This window comes from Paenibacillus faecis (genome assembly GCF_008084145.1).
In the GTDB taxonomy this organism is placed as follows: Bacteria; Bacillota; Bacilli; order Paenibacillales; family Paenibacillaceae; genus Fontibacillus; species Fontibacillus faecis.
Map to the genome: position 1 here is coordinate 216,084 of NZ_VSDO01000002.1, position 17,165 is coordinate 233,248.

General features: G+C 55.2%; 20 protein-coding genes. 16 read left to right on the top strand and 4 right to left on the bottom strand.

Annotation, left to right across the window (positions count from 1 at the left end):
• Positions 1-16 precede the first annotated feature (16 nt).
• Entirely contained in the window at positions 17-943 is a 927-nt protein-coding gene (locus FRY98_RS08800; protein WP_148451399.1) for a dienelactone hydrolase family protein, read from the top strand.
• Positions 943-1,938 carry a pectinesterase family protein gene (locus FRY98_RS08805; RefSeq protein WP_148451400.1) on the top strand — a complete coding sequence of 332 codons (996 nt, stop codon included), beginning with the start codon at positions 943-945 and terminating at the stop codon, positions 1,936-1,938. The genes FRY98_RS08800 and FRY98_RS08805 overlap by 1 nt, the downstream gene beginning before the upstream one ends.
• Before the next feature lie 601 nt (positions 1,939-2,539).
• Here FRY98_RS08805 and FRY98_RS08810 read toward each other — a convergent pair.
• The 3 genes from FRY98_RS08810 to FRY98_RS08820 all read right to left on the bottom strand — a co-directional run bounded on the left by FRY98_RS08810 (position 2,540) and on the right by FRY98_RS08820 (position 3,975).
• Entirely contained in the window at positions 2,540-2,881 is a 342-nt protein-coding gene (locus FRY98_RS08810; RefSeq protein WP_148451401.1) for a hypothetical protein, read from the bottom strand.
• Position 2,882: 1 nt separating this feature from the next.
• A complete protein-coding gene (locus FRY98_RS08815) occupies positions 2,883-3,482 on the bottom strand; it encodes an ImmA/IrrE family metallo-endopeptidase (RefSeq protein WP_148451402.1) in 600 nt (199 codons plus the stop codon).
• Positions 3,483-3,612: 130 nt separating this feature from the next.
• Positions 3,613-3,975: a helix-turn-helix domain-containing protein gene (locus tag FRY98_RS08820; RefSeq protein WP_148451403.1), complete on the bottom strand. Its 363-nt coding sequence runs from the start codon at positions 3,973-3,975 to the stop codon at positions 3,613-3,615.
• Positions 3,976-4,235: 260 nt separating this feature from the next.
• Between FRY98_RS08820 and FRY98_RS08825 the strand changes: the two genes are divergently transcribed.
• On the top strand, positions 4,236-4,721 hold the full coding sequence (locus FRY98_RS08825) for an ArpU family phage packaging/lysis transcriptional regulator (RefSeq protein ID WP_148451404.1): 486 nt from the start codon (positions 4,236-4,238) through the stop codon (positions 4,719-4,721).
• A 44-nt stretch (positions 4,722-4,765) separates the two neighbouring features.
• Here the strand turns inward: FRY98_RS08825 and FRY98_RS08830 are convergent, their stop codons facing one another.
• Positions 4,766-5,251 carry an RNA polymerase sigma factor gene (locus FRY98_RS08830; protein WP_170287064.1) on the bottom strand — a complete coding sequence of 162 codons (486 nt, stop codon included), beginning with the start codon at positions 5,249-5,251 and terminating at the stop codon, positions 4,766-4,768.
• Between the two features lie 231 nt (positions 5,252-5,482).
• On the opposite strand from FRY98_RS08830, the gene FRY98_RS08835 reads away from it, so the two are divergent.
• From FRY98_RS08835 to FRY98_RS28415, 13 genes are all read left to right on the top strand, one after another.
• Entirely contained in the window at positions 5,483-6,193 is a 711-nt protein-coding gene (locus FRY98_RS08835) for a response regulator transcription factor (RefSeq protein WP_148451406.1), read from the top strand.
• Positions 6,190-7,659 carry a sensor histidine kinase gene (locus FRY98_RS08840; RefSeq protein WP_148451407.1) on the top strand — a complete coding sequence of 490 codons (1,470 nt, stop codon included), beginning with the start codon at positions 6,190-6,192 and terminating at the stop codon, positions 7,657-7,659. The genes FRY98_RS08835 and FRY98_RS08840 overlap by 4 nt, the downstream gene beginning before the upstream one ends.
• Positions 7,646-8,785: a hypothetical protein gene (locus tag FRY98_RS08845; protein ID WP_148451408.1), complete on the top strand. Its 1,140-nt coding sequence runs from the start codon at positions 7,646-7,648 to the stop codon at positions 8,783-8,785. Before FRY98_RS08840 ends, FRY98_RS08845 begins: the two co-directional genes overlap by 14 nt.
• A gap of 709 nt (positions 8,786-9,494) precedes the next feature.
• The gene (locus FRY98_RS08850) at positions 9,495-10,214 is read left to right on the top strand and encodes an ABC transporter ATP-binding protein (RefSeq protein ID WP_148451409.1); all 720 of its coding nucleotides are present in this window, start codon (positions 9,495-9,497) and stop codon (positions 10,212-10,214) included.
• On the top strand, positions 10,211-11,587 hold the full coding sequence (locus FRY98_RS08855) for an ABC transporter permease (RefSeq protein ID WP_148451410.1): 1,377 nt from the start codon (positions 10,211-10,213) through the stop codon (positions 11,585-11,587). The genes FRY98_RS08850 and FRY98_RS08855 overlap by 4 nt, the downstream gene beginning before the upstream one ends.
• 42 nt (positions 11,588-11,629) lie before the next feature.
• Positions 11,630-12,706: an efflux RND transporter periplasmic adaptor subunit gene (locus FRY98_RS08860; protein WP_170287065.1), complete on the top strand. Its 1,077-nt coding sequence runs from the start codon at positions 11,630-11,632 to the stop codon at positions 12,704-12,706.
• A 476-nt stretch (positions 12,707-13,182) separates the two neighbouring features.
• A complete protein-coding gene (locus FRY98_RS28410) occupies positions 13,183-13,359 on the top strand; it encodes a hypothetical protein (protein WP_170287066.1) in 177 nt (58 codons plus the stop codon).
• An 8-nt stretch (positions 13,360-13,367) separates the two neighbouring features.
• A complete protein-coding gene (locus tag FRY98_RS08865) occupies positions 13,368-14,261 on the top strand; it encodes a hypothetical protein (protein WP_148451412.1) in 894 nt (297 codons plus the stop codon).
• 18 nt (positions 14,262-14,279) lie between these two features.
• The gene (locus FRY98_RS08870; RefSeq protein WP_225039200.1) at positions 14,280-14,504 is read left to right on the top strand and encodes a YqzN/YkzM domain-containing protein; all 225 of its coding nucleotides are present in this window, start codon (positions 14,280-14,282) and stop codon (positions 14,502-14,504) included.
• 1 nt (position 14,505) lies between these two features.
• Positions 14,506-15,966, top strand: coding sequence for a phage tail sheath family protein (locus FRY98_RS08875; protein WP_148451413.1), 1,461 nt, complete (start codon positions 14,506-14,508; stop codon positions 15,964-15,966).
• 19 nt (positions 15,967-15,985) lie between these two features.
• On the top strand, positions 15,986-16,402 hold the full coding sequence (locus tag FRY98_RS08880) for a phage tail tube protein (RefSeq protein ID WP_148451414.1): 417 nt from the start codon (positions 15,986-15,988) through the stop codon (positions 16,400-16,402).
• A gap of 51 nt (positions 16,403-16,453) precedes the next feature.
• Positions 16,454-16,912: a phage tail assembly chaperone gene (locus FRY98_RS08885; protein WP_148451415.1), complete on the top strand. Its 459-nt coding sequence runs from the start codon at positions 16,454-16,456 to the stop codon at positions 16,910-16,912.
• Between the two features lie 14 nt (positions 16,913-16,926).
• Positions 16,927-17,070 (top strand): hypothetical protein, encoded by a 144-nt coding sequence (locus tag FRY98_RS28415; RefSeq protein WP_170287060.1) that lies wholly within the window; start codon positions 16,927-16,929, stop codon positions 17,068-17,070.
• The last annotated feature ends 95 nt before the right edge of the window (positions 17,071-17,165 follow it).

Below are 17,165 nucleotides of genomic sequence, written 5' to 3' on the forward strand. Positions count from 1 at the left end.
AAGGGGGAAGGAAAATATGCATCGGAACCGGGGAGCGGACCGTGCGCGGGAACAACTGCTCGGCCTGCTCGGCGATCTTCCGGAAGACGGGCCTTTGGACGCCGAATTGCTGAAGTGGGAGGAGCGGGAAGGGTTTCTCCTGGAGACGCTGCTCCTGGACTTGAACGGCATCGAGCCGGTCCCGGCCTATGTCGCGAAACCGCGGGAAGGGGACGGCCCCTTCCCTCTGGTCATATTCAACCATTCCCATGGCGGGAACTATGCGAATGGCCGGAAGGAACTGCTCCACAGCGGCACTTATCTGCAGGAGCCTTCTTTTGCCAAAGTGTTGACCGATATGGGGTGTGCGGTTTGCTGCATCGATATGTGGGCGTTCAACGAACGCGCCGGCAAAACCGAGAGCGAGCTCGTCAAGGAGATGCTGTGGAACGGCCGGGTCATGTGGGGGATGATGCTGTACGACAACCGCCGCCTGATCGATTATATGCTCGGCCGCGACGATATCGACGGCTCCCGGGTCGGCACGATCGGGATGTCCATGGGCGGCTTGATGGCCTGGTGGCTGGCGGCGCTTGATGAACGCGTCAAGGTGACGATCGACATATGCGGCCAGGTGGACGCCGCGACGCTGATCGCCAAGCGGGGTCTGGACCATCATGGCTTCTACTCCTATGTCCCGGGGCTGCTCAAGCACTTCAGCACGTTGGACATTCAGAAGCTGATCGTGCCCCGTCCCCGGATGAGCCTGACCGGCCGGAACGACCGGCTGTGCCCGCCGGAAGGCGTGGAGCTGTTGGCGGCGGGGCTCGCCGAAGCGTACGCCGCCGCCGGCGTGCCGGAGCATTGGCAGCCGCGGATCGGGGGCGGCGGACATATGGAGACGGCGGAGATGCGGGCGGCCTGGCAGTCGTTCTTGCGCCGGCACCTCATGGAGGAAGAATAATGCTGGAATGGCTGGTCGGACCGGAAGCGTATTGTGATTTCGCCACGGTTCAGGGAGCGGTGGAGGCCGCCGAACGCGTTCCCGGAGAAGAACCGGTGCGGATATCTATTCTATCCGGCGTTTACCGGGAGACGGTGCGGATTTATCGTTCCCGTCTCCGGCTCATCGGAATCGGCCCGGTGGAAATTACGATGGACCGTTGTGCCAAAGACCTGGATGAACGCGGGCGAGAAATCGGCACGTTCGCCACTCCCACGTTGTTCCTGGGCGGAAGCGAACTCATCCTTGAAAATTTGACCGTTTCCAATACGGCGGGGCAGGGGGACGATGTGGGCCAGGCGCTCGCCGTCTATGCCCACTGCGACAAAACCTTGTTTCTGAATTGCACCTTTAAGGGCCATCAGGACACCTTGTGCACGGGGCCGCTGCCGCCCGCGCAAAAAAACGGCGAACCGTTCGGCGGTATCCCGCTGAGAAACCGCCGGGCCCTTTGCCGGCAGCTGTACCGGCAGTGCCGGATTGAAGGCACGGTCGATTTTATTTTCGGCGGGGCGGCCGCTTTGTTTGAACGCTGCGAGATTCGCAGCCTTTCGCATGCGAAGGCGGGCCGGCCCGGATACATCACCGCCGCCTCCACTCCGGAGGGCCAGCGGCACGGCTTCGTGTTCCGGGATTGCTGGCTGACCGCCGCTCCGGGGGTTCCCGAAGCATCGGTGTACCTGGGGCGGCCGTGGCGAAAACATGCCCGAACGGTGTTCGTGAATTGCCGGACGGGCGGGCATATACATCCCCAAGGATGGGATAACTGGGGCGATCCCGCCAATGAGCCGACGGTATATTACGGCGAGTTCGGCGTAAACGATGCGGAAAGGCTGCGTAAGCAGCGGGTGTCCTGGGCGGTCTGCTCCGGAGAAGACGAAGCGGTCGGGAGCAACGATGACCTGGCTCGCTTTTTCGAAGAAATGACGGCGATTGATCGTTCCCTTTTACTATAATGCAGGTGCAGGGCAGGGGGAGTAAGCTTGCAACGAGCTTTGTCGGCGAGCCTCGCTCCCCCGTATAATTAACAGGAAAAACCCCTGTTAATTTTATTGTTCGGCCTTTTGGAGCAGAAATAGCTGGATAAGTTCCAGCTATTTCGCGTCCTAACCTCGAATCTCCTCATTTCAACGGGATTTAACGGGAAGTATTCCAGTTAATCCACCTTTTCTGCGGAGATAGGTAAGCATTAACGGGAGATATTCCCGATATTTGGCCTTCCCGTGGTTCGGGTCCCGAAATCAGGTTTCGGCCCGCTTTTCCCAAAAATAAGGCCCCAAAGGACCTCTATTTCACACGGAAAGGACGATTTCGAAAAAATCGCGCCTCAAATAGCCCTTATTTACCCGTCCGGCTCAAAGGGAGGCTGTTACAGCCGTTAGTCCCCTCGGATTAATGCAACGCTAGTGGTCAAAAGCCGCTTCGACAAAATCGTGGCTTAAACAGCTTTTATCACGATTCACCATATTCCCGAGGATCGGTTAAATCCCTCCATAACGGATCAACATATGGCCAAATACAAACTTGGGACAGGGTGAGAGATACGAAGAAAGACCGCTACTCAAGTAGTCGGTCTCCCCACTTATACCCCAAAACTTCCTCCGCGTCGGCAATCTGTACGACGAGCATCGTTATGTCGGCCCCCGGGTGGCGGCGGGCGAGATTAGGCAGCAGAATGCCGAGTTCCTCGTCGCCGCTACGCCTGAGGACGAGGTCCTCCAGGAGAACGGAGGCGACAATCCGGTCCCCGAAGTTCTCGGGCTCAAACGGCTCGAACGGACCCTGAAGCGGCAAATACAACACGCCGCTCCAGTCCGGCTCTCCCGGGCCGAACCGGATCACCAGTTGCAAAGGCCGGATCTCTTCCGATATAAAGTCGCAATAGAGGGCGAGCTTCATCTTAATTCCCTCCGGGGTTGCCGCCGAGCTGCCGCTCCAACTGAGCCATGATCCGCTTCGTTTCCCCGGACCACCCGCAGGCGGATTGTCTCTGGCGGTCCGCCTCTTTGGCGGCGGCGATCAGGCTGCCGTGCAGCACCCGCCGCTGGATCTGGTCCAGGCGATGCTCCGCGAGCCCGTAAGGGACGCGGAAGGTCTCCGCGAGATAAGCGACCGCTTCGGAGCGCTGATCCGGCACCGGCAGCCGGGTGAACATATAAAAGGGAATGGCCGCGTACAGCACGAACTGTTCCGCTTCGGTTTCCTGGGCGCTTCTGAACATGGCGGGCATGATTCGCTGATCCCCGGCATGCCTGAGGACATGGCATAACTCATGGAAAAAAATCACCCGGGCGGTCACATCGTCCGCATGCTTGTTCAGAAAAATCACCCGCTCTTCATTATCGGAGAAAGACGGACATTCCTCGTACACGAGATCGACACCAAAGGCGTATGCGATGTGCTCAATATCGTGCTCCGCCGGGCCGAGGATCCCATGGGCTAAATATTTGCCGCTGATCCATTGCTCCAACTCGGTTTCCCTATAGTAGGAGAATAACATAAAATCACCTCAAAAGAGAATGTATGTTCGGTATGTATCGGAAAAGAAGGGCCCTTATCCAAAAAGGGCCTGATTCTTGTTGTGTGGATTTGTCTGAAGCTACTTATTCGACGCTTCGTCATTAAATCCTTTAATTTTTTGGATTTTCGCTGCCGCCGTCGAGCAATTTTTTCTTCTGTTCCCGGTAAGCTTTGAGCGCGGCTTCCATCATCGCGATTTCGTCCGAAGTGTAGGCTTCGGGTCCGCCGTAAAAAGACAGGCTTGCGCCTTTGTCGTACGACTCCGAAGGTGCCTCGGTCCGGCCGAGCAGGTAGTCCGCGCTGCTGTCCAGGGCGTCGGCGATCCCGCGCAAAGCCTCGGGATCCGGCTTCCGGTCGCCGGTTTCGTACCGGGACAGTTGAACGACGGTTAACCCCGCTGCGGCAGCGAGATCCTTTTGCGTCATATTCTTTTTCTCCCTAAGGAATTTGATCCGATCCCCAAGACTCTGCATAGGAACTCCCCGTTTTTATGGTTTCTTCTATTATATCATGAGGTTGCCATTTTGGTAAATAAAGCTCGATAAAATCATTGGGAATTATTTGACATTGCCAAAATGGTAATGTAAAATAGGGTTAAAGTTACCGTATTGGTAATATAAAATTGATAATTTAGATTTTTGGGAGGAAATACGAGTTTTTAGACAAGAGACACAAAAGATGATGTTACCAAATTGGCAAGTTGTTGGTGGAAATATCTTCAGGAGGGATCGCCGTGGGAAGAAGACGTACACATCCGTTTATAACCGTGTTTGACACCTTGTCCATCGATTATTCCGCTACGCGGGCAGCAGTAGAAAAGCGGCTGGAGGAGGTGCGGCAGTTCCGGCAAATCGGTTTCGTCCGTCAGCAGGCCGGGATGACGGTCAACTACGAACCGAGGTTCCATGGAGCCACGCATGTGATCAGCAAGCCGGCGGAGCGAACGGCCATCCGGAACGTTGACCGGGAAGCCGAGCTGATCCGCAAGTCGGAGCTGCTGGACCAGGCGATGGAGCGCCTCACGAAGATGCAGCGGGAAGTGATCGAACGGAGCTATCTCGATGACGAGGGCGAGTATGATTTTATCAGCTGCGGGGAAATGGGGATCAGCGACCGTACCTACCGCCGCATCAAAGCCGACGCGATCCGCATCCTCGCGCTGGCTATGAAGCTGGAGGTATACGTGAACGATAGAGTGCCTGAGGCGTGTAAGGGATAGGAGCAGGAGCCGGCGGGAACGCCGGTTTTTTTGTGAACGGTATTTCAAGAAATGACTTTAAGGTTAGCCCTTATTCGTTTGACGGCGGAATGGACCGAAGATTTGATCTTACTTTCGCTGCAGTCCATCAGCTGTGCCGTTTCTTTAATGGTGTATCCATGGATGATGCGCAGTTCCACAATCCGCCGGTGTTGTTGGTTGCCGATCAGGGAAACCATTTCGCGGACGCCTTCCTCGATTTCCAGCTCCGAGGTATCCTGGCAGAAGCGGGGGGAGTTTAGGCGGCTGTCCCGTTTCGCGGTCCTGATTTTCTTTCTGAACACGTCGGTGGCCATATTTCGGGCGATCACTTTTAAATAGTAAGGGATACGGGATTCCTCAAGCTTCGCTTGCACCGTCATCAGCCGGATAAAGCAATCCTGCACGAGATCCTCCACATCTTGCGGATGACGCAATATTCGGGATAAATACCTCACTAGTTCCGCTCTATATCGAACATAAGCTTCATTAAGTTGTCTTTCGTCCAGCATAACCGCGAATTCCCCTTTAAACATGAATTTCCAGTATTCAGCTTCATACATGACTTGGCTGTTACACAGTATAATGGGCTTATGTATCCAAAGCTTGGATAGTTGTATCCGATTTGTAACATTTCCGCGGTTTTTCTGTTCAAACCGGTTTCTTGCCTTCAAAATATGGACAGATCGGTGAAACAGAAACGCATCCATGTTTTAGGAAAAGGGAAAGAGGATGACATCAAGATGTCGAAAAGAATTTTGATTATCGAGGACGAGGACTCCATTCGGGATATTTTGTCTTATTCCTTAACCAAGGAGGGGTTCATCATCCATCAGGCCGCTAGCGGCTCGGAAGGATTGCGCTTGATGGAACGGGAACGGCCGGATCTGGTGCTGCTGGACCTGATGCTGCCCGATATGAGCGGCTTTGATATCTGCAAAAGGCTGTCCGTGCAGTGGAAGGTGCCGGTGATGATGATCACGGCCAAATCGGATATGCTGGACAAGGTGCTGGGGATGGAGCTGGGAGCCGACGATTATATCACCAAGCCTTTTGATATCCGGGAGGTTGTCGTACGCATCCGCGCGATTTTTCGCCGCATCGATCTGATCAGCGAGACGGTGGAGAAAAGGGCGTTCGATGTCGTCCGGCTGGGCCGCCATATCGAAATCCGCAAGGATGAGCGGGAGGTATTACGGAACGGTGAGCGGGCGGGGCTGACGAATAAAGAATACGATCTGCTGCTGTTTCTGGCCACCAACCCTCATAAAGTGTTTACCCGGTCCGAACTGCTGGACAAAGTTTGGGGATTTGAATTTGCGGGAGATACGCGTACGGTGGATATTCATGTGCAGCGTATCCGAAAAAAATTGGATCAGAGCGATTCGGAAATGTCCATTATCGAGACGGTTTTCGGAGTGGGCTACAAAATGAACGCGCCGGTGCAGCCATGAAATGGACGATCCAGTTCAAGCTGGTGCTCTTATTCTCGGTTATTGTGTTTCTGGGGTTTACCCTGCTGATTATTCTGTCCGGCAAAGTCGGGGTGGACAACCTGTACGGCGAGGTGGACGAGGATATGGGGCATTTCAAAAAGAACCTCGATATCGCGGTGAACCAATACTTCCTGATCCATAATCTTCGAATGAGCGAGAAAACGCTGGCGTTGGAAAATGCCGAGCTTGCCGGCCAAATCGGCAGCGCCGTCGGCGGGAAGGTGACCTTATACCGTCCGGACGGAACTCCTTTTCGCAAAGAGGAGGCGGGTGAAGCGGCGCCGGGATCCCCATTGGATTATCATACAACGGCTGCCGAACAGAAGGTGGTTTATACCACCTATGTGGAGAATAACCGCATGATCGCGCGGCTGGCCTTTCCCCTGACGGCTCGGGGTGCGGTTATCGGGCTGCTTCAATTCGACAAGGATTACAGCGATTTGTACCAACGTCACGTCCGGTATCAGGAGACGATTAAAAATTTCGCCGCTCTGATCTTTGGGTTTGTGTTCCTGGCTTCCGTGCTGATTTCCCGAAAAATCACGAACCCGATTCGCGTGCTCACGCGGCGTTCAGCCGAAGTGGCGCAGGGAAATCTCGTCGCGGATATCCGCATCACCACCCGGGACGAAATCGGCGAACTGGCGACCAGCTTTGCCGCGATGATCCGGAGAATTCGGGAGCAGATCGACGTCATCGAACGCGAGCGGGATGAGGTGAAACAGGTGCAGGCGCGCAGCAAAGCTTTTTTTGACAATGTGACGCATGAATTGAAGACCCCGTTGACCACTATTTTGGGCTATGCGCAAATTCTTAAAGACAACGGTTTTTCCGACCGGATGTATTTTGACAAGGGGCTGGATTATATCATCAAGGAGAGCCGGCGGTTGAACGGGATGGTTGCCGATATTCTGGAGGTCTCCGTGGCGTCCGGTCCATTGCCGGCCTACCGGTTCGAAGCGATCGATGCCGCCAAGGTCGTCCGGGAAGCCTGCGAAGATATGTCTATAAAAGCGAGCAAATACAATATGCGGATCCAATACAACGTGGAAGAGCGGCTTGAGGTCCGGGGAGATCGCCACAAACTGAAGGAGGTCTTCCTGAATGTGTTGGATAACGCGATCAAGTACGGCTACGTGAACTCTTCCGTTCATATCGAAGCTTCTCGGGAGGATGCCATGGTGGCGGTCCGGATCACCGATCAGGGGGAGGGTATTTCGCCTGAAGCGCTGAAGCTTGTATTTGAACCGTTCTACCGGGAAGGCGAGAAACACCGGAGCGAAAAAGGCAGTGCGGGTCTGGGCTTGTCCATCGTAAAACAAACGGTGGAAGCTCATGGGGGCCGGGTGGAAATAGACAGCGAATTGCAAAAAGGGACGCGGGTCACGATCCTGTTGCCGGAGGATAAACATGGAGCGACGTAATTTTTGGGCGGCTTTCCGGAATAAACTGATCCTTGCCGGAATTCTGATGGCCGGAGTCGGGGGCATTTACGGTTTGGAACATTTGTTCAACCTGATCTATATCCACCCCCGTACAATCGAACTGTCCGGCAGCCAGTTCGACAACAGCCTCCCCCTCAAGCCGGGCAATGCCTTCTCGACGGAGTCGGCGACGAAGCTGCCGAATAATTTTGCCGTCTATAACTTTGAGGCCCTCGATCATAACACACTGGTCCTAAATCGAACCGACGCTTCCTACACGGGAATGAAGCTATCCCTGCTCCACCTGGACGACAACCGGGTGAAGGATCTCGATTCCAGTGTTCTGTACGACACGTTTTCCTTTTGGAACGGCACGCTGATCTATTCGCGGTACCGTTCGAATCAAACGCAGGAGACGTACGCTTACGATCTTGCATCGGGTCAAAAAAAGCTGCTTTTCTCCGACAAGTCCTTTTACTTGAGGCAGGCGGGGAACGAAGCGCTTATCGGCTTTGATGGAACGACCTACCGGTTATATCACCCGAAGACGGAGAAGAAGGAAATGCTGTACACCTACAAACAGCTGCAGGAACGGATCGCGAAGCCTGCCGGGATTAACGCTCGGGATGTGTTTCCGTTTGATTTGTCCGGCACGAACGATCAACAAACATATATACTGGCGCAGTTGGGCGAGCACTCGGGGATTTACCGCCACCCTTTAAAAGGGGAAGCGGACGGAACTCTGATGCTCAAGGCCGATGAAATTCACGATTTTCGGGTGCTGAAAAACGGAGATCTGCTGGTGCTGGGAACGGTGGCCCATGTGCAGGGATTGTATCGCTTCCATTCGGAATCGGGAACTTATGAGCTTCTGAAGCAAGGGGCGATCTGGGGATTTGGGATCGATGAGGAACAATTTCGTCTCGCTTACCTGCTTGGAACGGACAAGCGGACGAATGAGGTGCATGTCGCCTATCTTCAAGAGACAGGCCTTGATTCGGATACGGTCGTCTACCGGAACATCGACCAGTTTCTCAAGTTAAGCTGGAAGGGAGACGATCTGTTCGTTCTGGGCAGCTCCGTGGACAACAGTGAAATTTACCGCTTTACCTTCAGACCGTGGTGATCATCGACCCTCTGCCGGGTACAAATTAATTAGAAGTTTTGCCTCTGAGAGACCGGAGTACAGCCGAAATTGTGCCCGGGTCTTTCGGGGGTATTTTTATTTGGGGCTTTAGCCAGTTGAGCTCGCGAAGCGTGCGAAACAACAAACCACCTGATGGGTTCGTGATCATAGGGGTGTTTAAGCTACTATGTATAACGAAAGGAAAGGTGGCTTAATAGCTAATCGAAGGGATATGTCACTACAAAGAGGCGTCTAGTGTGCTTCAAAGCTTCGAACTCCAAAAAGATGCAAATCTGCAGGTATTTAGGCCTGATTCCCGAGGGAATGCGAAAAAAGATGCAAATCTGCAGGCATTTCCAGCGATTTTAGAGAAACGAGCCGGTTTCATCGAAAATTCCTGCAGATTTGCAGGTATTTAGAAATTTTGAGTCCAAACAGGAAAAAAGCATGCAGATATGCAGGGATTTTATGTTATCTGGCAATGGCCTAGCAGCTTGAACGTAGTGAAAGCTAGCGCCTTTTGACGCGAGCCGGTAATAAAGGCTTATAGCCTTAGAGCAAACCACCCGTTCACACGGGTGGTTTTTATGCCTATTAAAAGTTACAACCTGTATACAACTCGGCTGAAGTCCGATACAACCGGCTCCTATAATGAAGGGATGGAGGCGGCAAGAGTACATACTTTGCATGAAAAAACAGGAGGGATAACATGTTGCGCGTAGACCAGGTCAGCCATACCTTCCGCAGCCCCCAAGGAGTCGTCCCCGTATTGGACGGAATCAATATGACCGTGGACAAGGGGGAGATGGTCGCTCTACTGGGCAGCTCGGGCTCGGGCAAATCGACCCTGCTCAACTTGATGGCCGGCTTGATGAAGCCGGATCAAGGGAGCATCTGGATTGCCGGCACGGACATCGTGCGGCTGGGGGAGAACAAGTTGGCCGAATTTCGCCGCCAGCATATCGGATTTATTTTTCAGGCTTATGAACTGATGTCCAATTTGACGGTAAGGGAGAATGTGGAGCTTCCGCTGGTCTTTATGGGCATGCGGCCCGCCCTGCGGCGGAAAAAGGCCGAAGCGCTTTTGGAACAGGTCGGGTTGGCCGGGAAGGCGGGACTCTTCCCATCGCAGCTCTCGGGTGGCCAACAGCAGCGGGTCAGTATCGCGCGCTCGCTGGTTACGGAGCCATCCGTCATTTTTGCGGACGAGCCGACCGGAAATCTCGATACGGAGACCGAGGAAGAGATTCTGGCCATTATCCAGCGGTTGAACCAGCAGATGCAGACCACTTTTATTATCGTTACCCATGAAGCGGAGGTGGCTGACCAGATGCAGAAGGTCATTACGCTGAAGAACGGAAGACTGATTCGGGAGACGACGAATGAGCCGCTGAATGAACTTGAGATGGAAAAAGGAGAAGCGTTGTGAGAACTGTTGATGTGTTGCGCATGGCCTGGGGGCAGATCATTCGCAGAAAAGTGGTCACTTTGCTGTGTATGGCCGGTTTGGCTATCGGCTGTGCGGCCCTGATTATTGCCTTGAACGTCGGGAAATCGGTCCAGACGTATACCGAGAAGACCTTAAACGAGAATTACCGCATGGACGAAATTACCGTATCGCCGAACGAGGGGATATCGAGTGGCGTCGAAGGGCGAAAAACCGGAGCCTCGAGCTCGGGCTTTGACCGCGGCGCCCTCACCCCGCGCAAGCTGGAAGTCATCCGCAATTTGCCGCATGTGGTCTCGGTGGCTCCCATGCTCAAACTCGATTATATGGAAATGGTGACGTCCGACGGACGCTCCTCCGGTGTGGAGGTCATAGGAACGGAACTGGCTTCGTTACGCGATTTCGGCTTTCGCTTCGCACAAGGGGCCCCTTCGGAAATGAACGGCGCGGCCGTCGTCAATTATGGGGCCACGTACGGATTGGTGGACCCCAAGGTCATACAGCAGATGCAGGAGAAGCTGTCCGAGGACCCGTATAATGACGAATTGCTGCAACAATTTATGGAATTAATGTCGGCTCCCGCCGACTTATATCAGAACCAGATCCAATTCAAGAGCCCCGATCCGGCCGATATGACGAAGATGCGGACAAGCACGTCCCTTCGGGTGATGGGCGTATTAAAGCTACAGGAAGGAACGAATGCGAACAATGCGATGTACGACAAAAAAGTTTACGTCTCCCTGGATACCGCCCGTATGCTCAAGGATCAGCTGCAAAACAGCGAGACGGGTCCCGCCGGAAGCGGCCGTCTTAACTCCGCGCTCGTAAAAGTGGAAGACAAAAAATACGTGGCCCAGGTGGAACAGCAAATCCAGCGGCTGACGCTGCGGACGGAAAGCAATTTGTTTCAGGAGAAGGCCATGAGCGAACAGTTGGACTTGTACCGGAAAGCGGCGATGGGCATCGGCCTATTTGTTATGATGCTGGCCTCGCTGTCCATCATTGTGGCGATGATTATGTCAACCCATCAACGGCGCAAGCAGATCGGCGTCATGAAAGTGCTGGGAGCCAATCTGTGGCAGATCCGGGAGATGTTTATCGTCGAGGCCGCTTTACTGGGACTCCTCGGGGGGACGGTCGGAATCGTGATTGCGTTCCTGGCCGTCGACCAGGTGAACGGGCTTCTCGCCAGTCAGATGATGTCGCAGGAAGGAGGCCCCATGACGGTGGTGATCGAGTTGTCCACGCTTCCCGCCGGCATGGTTTTTGCCGTGGTGGTAGGGGTGCTTGCGGGCATCTACCCGGCGATCAGCGCCTCCAGGACAAATGCCCTGCGCGTGATCAAGTCGGCATAACGGGTTTAAACGGCAGAAATGATCAGGAAAGGGATTATAGAGATGAAGACATGGATAAAAGGGATTCTCGCCATCGCGATTGTGGCCGGTGCGGGGTACTGGATTTATCAAAAGTACAAGCCGGAGCCGGAGCTTCCGGCGGAGACGCCAGTTCCGATTACATTTCAGGTCACTCAGGCGACATTGGCTCAGAAAGTGCAGGTTAAAGGCAAATCCGCCTATGCCGAGCAAACCGAAGTGTTCGCGCCTTTTTCGGCAAAGATCCGGGAGTGGCGGGTGAAGAACGGCCAGCAAGTTCAAAAAGGCGATCTTTTGTTCACACTCGATACCCAGACCCTGGAGAGCGAAGCGAAGCAACTGGAGAGTGAGATCGAGAAGACCAAGGTGGAACTGGACCTGAACAAGCTGACCTTGAATGCGGCGGAGGATACGGAACCGCCTGGGGCAACCGAGGAGGAGCGGAAAAAGGCCTATGCCGACCGGGAAACCAAACGCCAAGCCCAAACGTTGAATGAAAAAGCGCTGGCATTGAAAATGAAGGAGCTGCAAGCCAAAAAGGCGATTATCGGCAACGCGGCGGTTCATGCCGGGACGGCGGGCGTATTCGTTCTGTACGACACGGAGAACAAGACCCGTATGGCTTCGGAAGGGCAGGTCCTGGGAACGATCGTGAATACGGACAAGCTCCAATTTCTCGCTTCGATTTCCGAGGCGGACATGTTTCGCGTCAAACCGGGAATGAGTGTGAGCGTGAAGGCGACCGGCAATCCCGACTTGAAGCTGTCGGGCAAGGTCAGACAAATCTCCAAGTTTGCCCAAAAAGGAGCGAACACGGATCCGAAGCTGCCGTCCCAATTCGATATGGTGATTGATCTGGAGCCGAGCCCCGGGCTGATCGGAGGCCTTAGTCTGGAGGGGACGATTGAGACGCTGCGGAAAGAGAATGTGATCGCCGTGCCGTCTCTGGGCATCCTGCGCGACAAAGATACCCCGTACGTTATGCTGGACAAGGGGAATGGACAGCCGGAAAAACGCGTCATCCGGACAGGACTCGAAGTGGACGATTTAACGGAAGTGCTGGAAGGGTTGAAACCGGGGGATGCGGTGCTTATTCCGTAAGATTTCTTGGATGCTGGATGCGGGCTGGGCGGAGAGCGTCCGATTAACGGGAAAAACTCCCGTTAATCAGGCGCGGGGACGGCCGCGGCAGGCGAATAACTGGAAAAACTCCAGTTATTTGGCGGCCGGAAGGCCGATTCGCGCCGGAGGGGCAAATTTAGCTGGAGAAATTCCAGCTAAAGCGCAAGATGGCGCAATGAGCGCGGAATTAACGGGAGGATATCCCGTTAATTCCGCGGCGGGGAAAGCAGTGGACGCAAAAACCGAACAAAACAAGAACATGTGTTCCTGTTTTTGTCCGGTTTTTGCCCAGTGCGTGTCCATTCGCTCGACTTTAGGCATGGTAAATTTATATTGTGGAAATCGAGTGGTCAGGCGGCGAAATAGTCGAAATCCTTCATCTCCTGAGCACTCTTCATAAAAAACATGAAAGCCGCTGACCCGTTCAGCGGCTTTTCTTATGGGAGGGAAGCGATTTGCGAAACCGCAGCAGCAACAATAAAAATCCGCCGAATCATCGGATCGCGGCGGAAGCGGACTGGACTCAGCCGGAGCGCTGCGTCCGCTGCGTTTGGGGACGCCTTGAAGGAAACCGGCAGTTTTGCAGCCTGCCGAGATGCGTCGCGGCGGGAAGCCCGGCGGAAGGGAGGTGAGTTGGATCATGCTTGATTCCATGATGAGAACGACCTATGACAAGCTTCGAAGCTCTGTCCCGGAATTGCGGGAAGTCTATCTCCATGCCCCGCCCGCCGGAGCGGAGGCGCCGAAGCCCTACGCTGTATTGGCCGCGGGAAAAGACAGCGGGGAAAGTCCCGGTTCCGGCCTCTGGAAAGGCTTCCGGTATCTGATGAACATCGAGATGTACGGTTCTCAGGCTTCCCCGGCACAGTCATCGTCATCGGATCCCTTGCAGGCGCTGACCGCCGCTTTGAACGAGGCGCTGGACAAGCAACTGCTGGAGGACGATACGATTGGAAAGTTCACCTTGCTCTCCCTTGGCCCTTCCGGCCCCGATTGGGTGGACGAGGAGCGCCAAGCCGCGGTAAGGACGCTGCAATACGCCTTGGTGTCGCCTCAACCTTTAGCCGAGCCGACGCCGATCGTCAGCGACCCCTGGCTTATTGCGCTGGCGGATTGGACCCAAAAGCGGCTGGGCCGCGAGTGGTCCGTATACACCGGGAACTGGCCGGTGGGAGCGGGCTCCCCCGCGATTTTATGGCGCGTCGTCGAGATGAGCGCCGTTCCCCAGGGGACGAAGGCGGTTGAGGTGCGGAAGCGGGCGAGCGCTTTTTTCCGTGCCGCGGATGCCGATCAGGAGCATGCCGCATTACTGCGGCTGCTCGAAGGTCTGGGCTTGTCCGCGAAACTTCCGCTAGCAGCGGAAGAGAAAACCTACATGAGGGCAACCGGGGTCCAGGTAAACACCAAAACGGTGGCGGACGGCTACTCCCCGTCAGGGGAAGGGCCGTTAAGCGTTACCTTAAGCCGGAGAGTAGCGGAGGCATCCGCGGACGCCCCGCTCATGCAGTTCGTTTATTATCAATCCCATATTTGAGTGTTGAGGTGAGTTATCGTGAAATCGAAGAACAAGCAAACGACCGAAGCCGCCGGAATCAGCGGGAAAACGGCTTCCGAAGCCGAATATCCGCTCGAGGAGCTGGCGGAACACAGCGCCGCCCTTTTGGGCGTGAACCGGGAAGTTCTTTTGGGCGCGGTGCATGGAGCATCGCGGAACCATTTTAGCGTGGAAGAAGCCAGACAGCGGGTCCAACAATTCTTGAAAAGGAAGGTGCAGTAATATGGCAGGAGGAACTTGGAACGTAACGAATCAACCGGTGCTCCCCGGTTTGTATATGAATTTTGTGAGCGCGGCCGGAACGGCGATTCAGCCGGGAGCCCGCGGCGTGGTGGTCGCACCGGTAAAGTCCCATTGGGGACCGGTCGGGCAATTCGTGGAGGTCGCCGGCGAAGCGGCGATCCGCGAGCTCTATACGGAGGATGAATCCGATGGAGCTTCGGCATTTACCACCTTATATTTGGCGCTTTTGGGCGGACCGAAAAAGCTGCTCGCTTACCGGATCGCGGACAGCACGGCCGCACCGGCGGAACTGACGCTGAAAAGCGCGGCCGCTGCCGAAGATAGCGTCAAGCTCAAAGCCAAGTATCCGGGCAAGCGGGGGAACGGCTTTAAAGTCACGGTTCAGCCGAGCCTTACAGTGGCGGGAACGAAAGAGCTGAAGCTGTACGAAGGAGGGACGCTGCTGCGGACGATCTCCATCGGCGACGGTGAAGCGGGCAAGGCGGCAGCGGCGATTAACGAAGATTCGGGCAACCGCTGGGTGATCGCGGAGAAAATCGCCGACGGTACGCTGGCCGACGTTTCCGGAGAGTCTTTTGCCGGGGGTGCGAGCGGGATTGCGGGCATTACGAACGCGGACTACCTGAAGGCCGCGGAAGCGTTCGAAACGCAGGATTTTCACGTGCTGACGCTGGACGGCGTCACGGATGCGGCGCTGCGGGTCAGCCTGGCCGCCTGGGTCAAGCGGGTTCGCGGCGAAGGAAAGGGGATTATCGCCACCCTGGGCGGCACGGCGGCCGAAGATACGGGAGCGGACGCGGTGAACCGGGCGATTGCGCGCAGTGCCGCACTGGATTTTGAGGGGATTGTCAATGTGGGTACCGGGGCGATCATGAACGGCAAGTCGTACTCCTCCGCCCAAGTGGCGGCATGGGTCGCCGGGCTGATCGCCGGTCAGTCCTTGAAGGAATCGGCCACGTACGCGGTCTCCCCTTTTGAGGATGTGACCCGGCGATGGACGCGTTCCGAGCAGGAAGCGGGCGTGCAGAACGGGGTCTTGCTGCTGGTGCATGACGGCCGGAAGGTCAAGGTGCTGCGGGGCGTGAACAGCTTGGTGACATTGCGGGAGGGCCAGAACAAGGGCTGGAAAAAAATCCGCAAAATCCGCGTGCTTGACCAAATCAATGCCGATTTGCAGCGCACCGCCGAGGATCATTATATCGGCAAAGTAAACAACACCGAAGAAGGCCGGCTGGCGCTGATCGGCGCCGGGAAGCAGTACCTGCAATCGCTGGCTTTGGAAAATGTCATCGAATCGACCGGCTATGACGTGACGCTGGATCCGCGCTACTACGGCAGCGCCCCGCAAATGCAGCCGGAGGACGATCAGGTTTATCTGGCATGGACGGCGGATGACACCGATGTGATGGAACAAATTTTCGGCACGTTTTACGTGCAATAATTCAGAGGGGGAATAGTCAATGGCACAATATCTTGATCCGGGCCGCGTCATTATGGGGACGTTCGGCCAGATTTTTATCGACGGGGTGTGGCAGTCGAATTTGAATCATCTGGAGGCCAATGTGGAGGCGGACAAACGGGAGCTGAATCTCGTGGGGACCGAGTATACGGTGTTCAAGCTGGGCCGCAAAAAAGGGACCGGCACGATGAGCGGTTACAAAATCACCTCGGACATGATCGCGCGGGGATTCCGGAAGTTCTCGATCATTCACAAGCTCGACGATCCGGAAGCCTATGGCTTTGAACGGATTGAATTAGTCAATTGCATGGTTGATAAAATTCAGCTGGCCAACTGGACCGCAGGCGAAGAGGTGGTGGAAGAAACACCGTTTACGTTTGAGTCGTACGTGCTGAAGGACCCGATCGTCGCATCCTGATATTTTTGATGAAAAATAGTACTTGCTATCCCATGAAGGAGGAACGTAACTATGAGTTTGGAACAGCTGAATGAACAGGATATTTTGGACGGTCTCTTCGAAACGGCGGCGAATCTGCCGGAAGAGGCCGTTTTTATTGGCCGTCTGGGCCTGCGGATTACGCTGCGGGGGTTGACCTCCAGCAAAGTGGATTCCATCCGTGAACGCTGCACGATCCGTAAGACGACAAAGGGTCAGGTGACGGAAAAAATCGACAGCGAGCTTTTTAACGCCGCGCTGATCAAGGAAGCGACCGCGTCTTTGGAGGTCGTCAAAAAGCTGGAGGATGGCGGGGAGCAAAGCGTCAAACTCAGCGGCTGGGGCGATGACCGGCTGATCAGCCGGCTGAAGCTGTCCGGCGGCGAAGAAGCCGTCCGCCGGATGCTGCTGGCCGGAGAACTGGATGCGGTCGGTGATAAGGTGCTCGAACTCTCCGGGTTCGGGGTGGACATCGACGACGTAAAAAACTGATTGACTCCGGCGGCGTGACGACGCTGCTGTTCCATCTGTGGACACGGCATCATCTTCGCCCCGGGGAATTCTGGTCACTCCCCAAGGGAGAGCGCCTGCTGCTGCGGGCTTTTTCGGAGAGGGAGCTGGAGCTGATGGCTTCGGCTTCCTCGCCGTAAGCCTTGCTGCGGGCGCGCCATATTGGGAGAAAGGAGGTGGCATATGGCTCAAAAAGAAGTGTTCGACCTGGATTTTGAGGTGGACAGCCGCGAAC

Bases quoted from the DNA above. Each gene is read 5' to 3' on its own strand.
- FRY98_RS08820 (WP_148451403.1), bottom strand. From the start codon at position 3,975: ATGCAGAGTCTTGGGGATCGGATCAAATTCCTTAGGGAGAAAAAGAAT.
- FRY98_RS08845 (WP_148451408.1), top strand. From the start codon at position 7,646: ATGGAGCGACGTAATTTTTGGGCGGCTTTCCGGAATAAACTGATCCTT.
- FRY98_RS08805 (WP_148451400.1), top strand. From the start codon at position 943: ATGCTGGAATGGCTGGTCGGACCGGAAGCGTATTGTGATTTCGCCACG.
- FRY98_RS08800 (WP_148451399.1), top strand. From the start codon at position 17: ATGCATCGGAACCGGGGAGCGGACCGTGCGCGGGAACAACTGCTCGGC.
- FRY98_RS08815 (WP_148451402.1), bottom strand. From the start codon at position 3,482: ATGTTATTCTCCTACTATAGGGAAACCGAGTTGGAGCAATGGATCAGC.
- FRY98_RS08810 (WP_148451401.1), bottom strand. From the start codon at position 2,881: ATGAAGCTCGCCCTCTATTGCGACTTTATATCGGAAGAGATCCGGCCT.
- FRY98_RS08885 (WP_148451415.1), top strand. From the start codon at position 16,454: ATGAGTTTGGAACAGCTGAATGAACAGGATATTTTGGACGGTCTCTTC.
- FRY98_RS08865 (WP_148451412.1), top strand. From the start codon at position 13,368: ATGCTTGATTCCATGATGAGAACGACCTATGACAAGCTTCGAAGCTCT.
- FRY98_RS08840 (WP_148451407.1), top strand. From the start codon at position 6,190: ATGAAATGGACGATCCAGTTCAAGCTGGTGCTCTTATTCTCGGTTATT.
- FRY98_RS08860 (WP_170287065.1), top strand. From the start codon at position 11,630: ATGAAGACATGGATAAAAGGGATTCTCGCCATCGCGATTGTGGCCGGT.
- FRY98_RS08875 (WP_148451413.1), top strand. From the start codon at position 14,506: ATGGCAGGAGGAACTTGGAACGTAACGAATCAACCGGTGCTCCCCGGT.
- FRY98_RS08835 (WP_148451406.1), top strand. From the start codon at position 5,483: ATGTCGAAAAGAATTTTGATTATCGAGGACGAGGACTCCATTCGGGAT.
- FRY98_RS08880 (WP_148451414.1), top strand. From the start codon at position 15,986: ATGGCACAATATCTTGATCCGGGCCGCGTCATTATGGGGACGTTCGGC.
- FRY98_RS08830 (WP_170287064.1), bottom strand. From the start codon at position 5,251: ATGCTGGACGAAAGACAACTTAATGAAGCTTATGTTCGATATAGAGCG.
- FRY98_RS08850 (WP_148451409.1), top strand. From the start codon at position 9,495: ATGTTGCGCGTAGACCAGGTCAGCCATACCTTCCGCAGCCCCCAAGGA.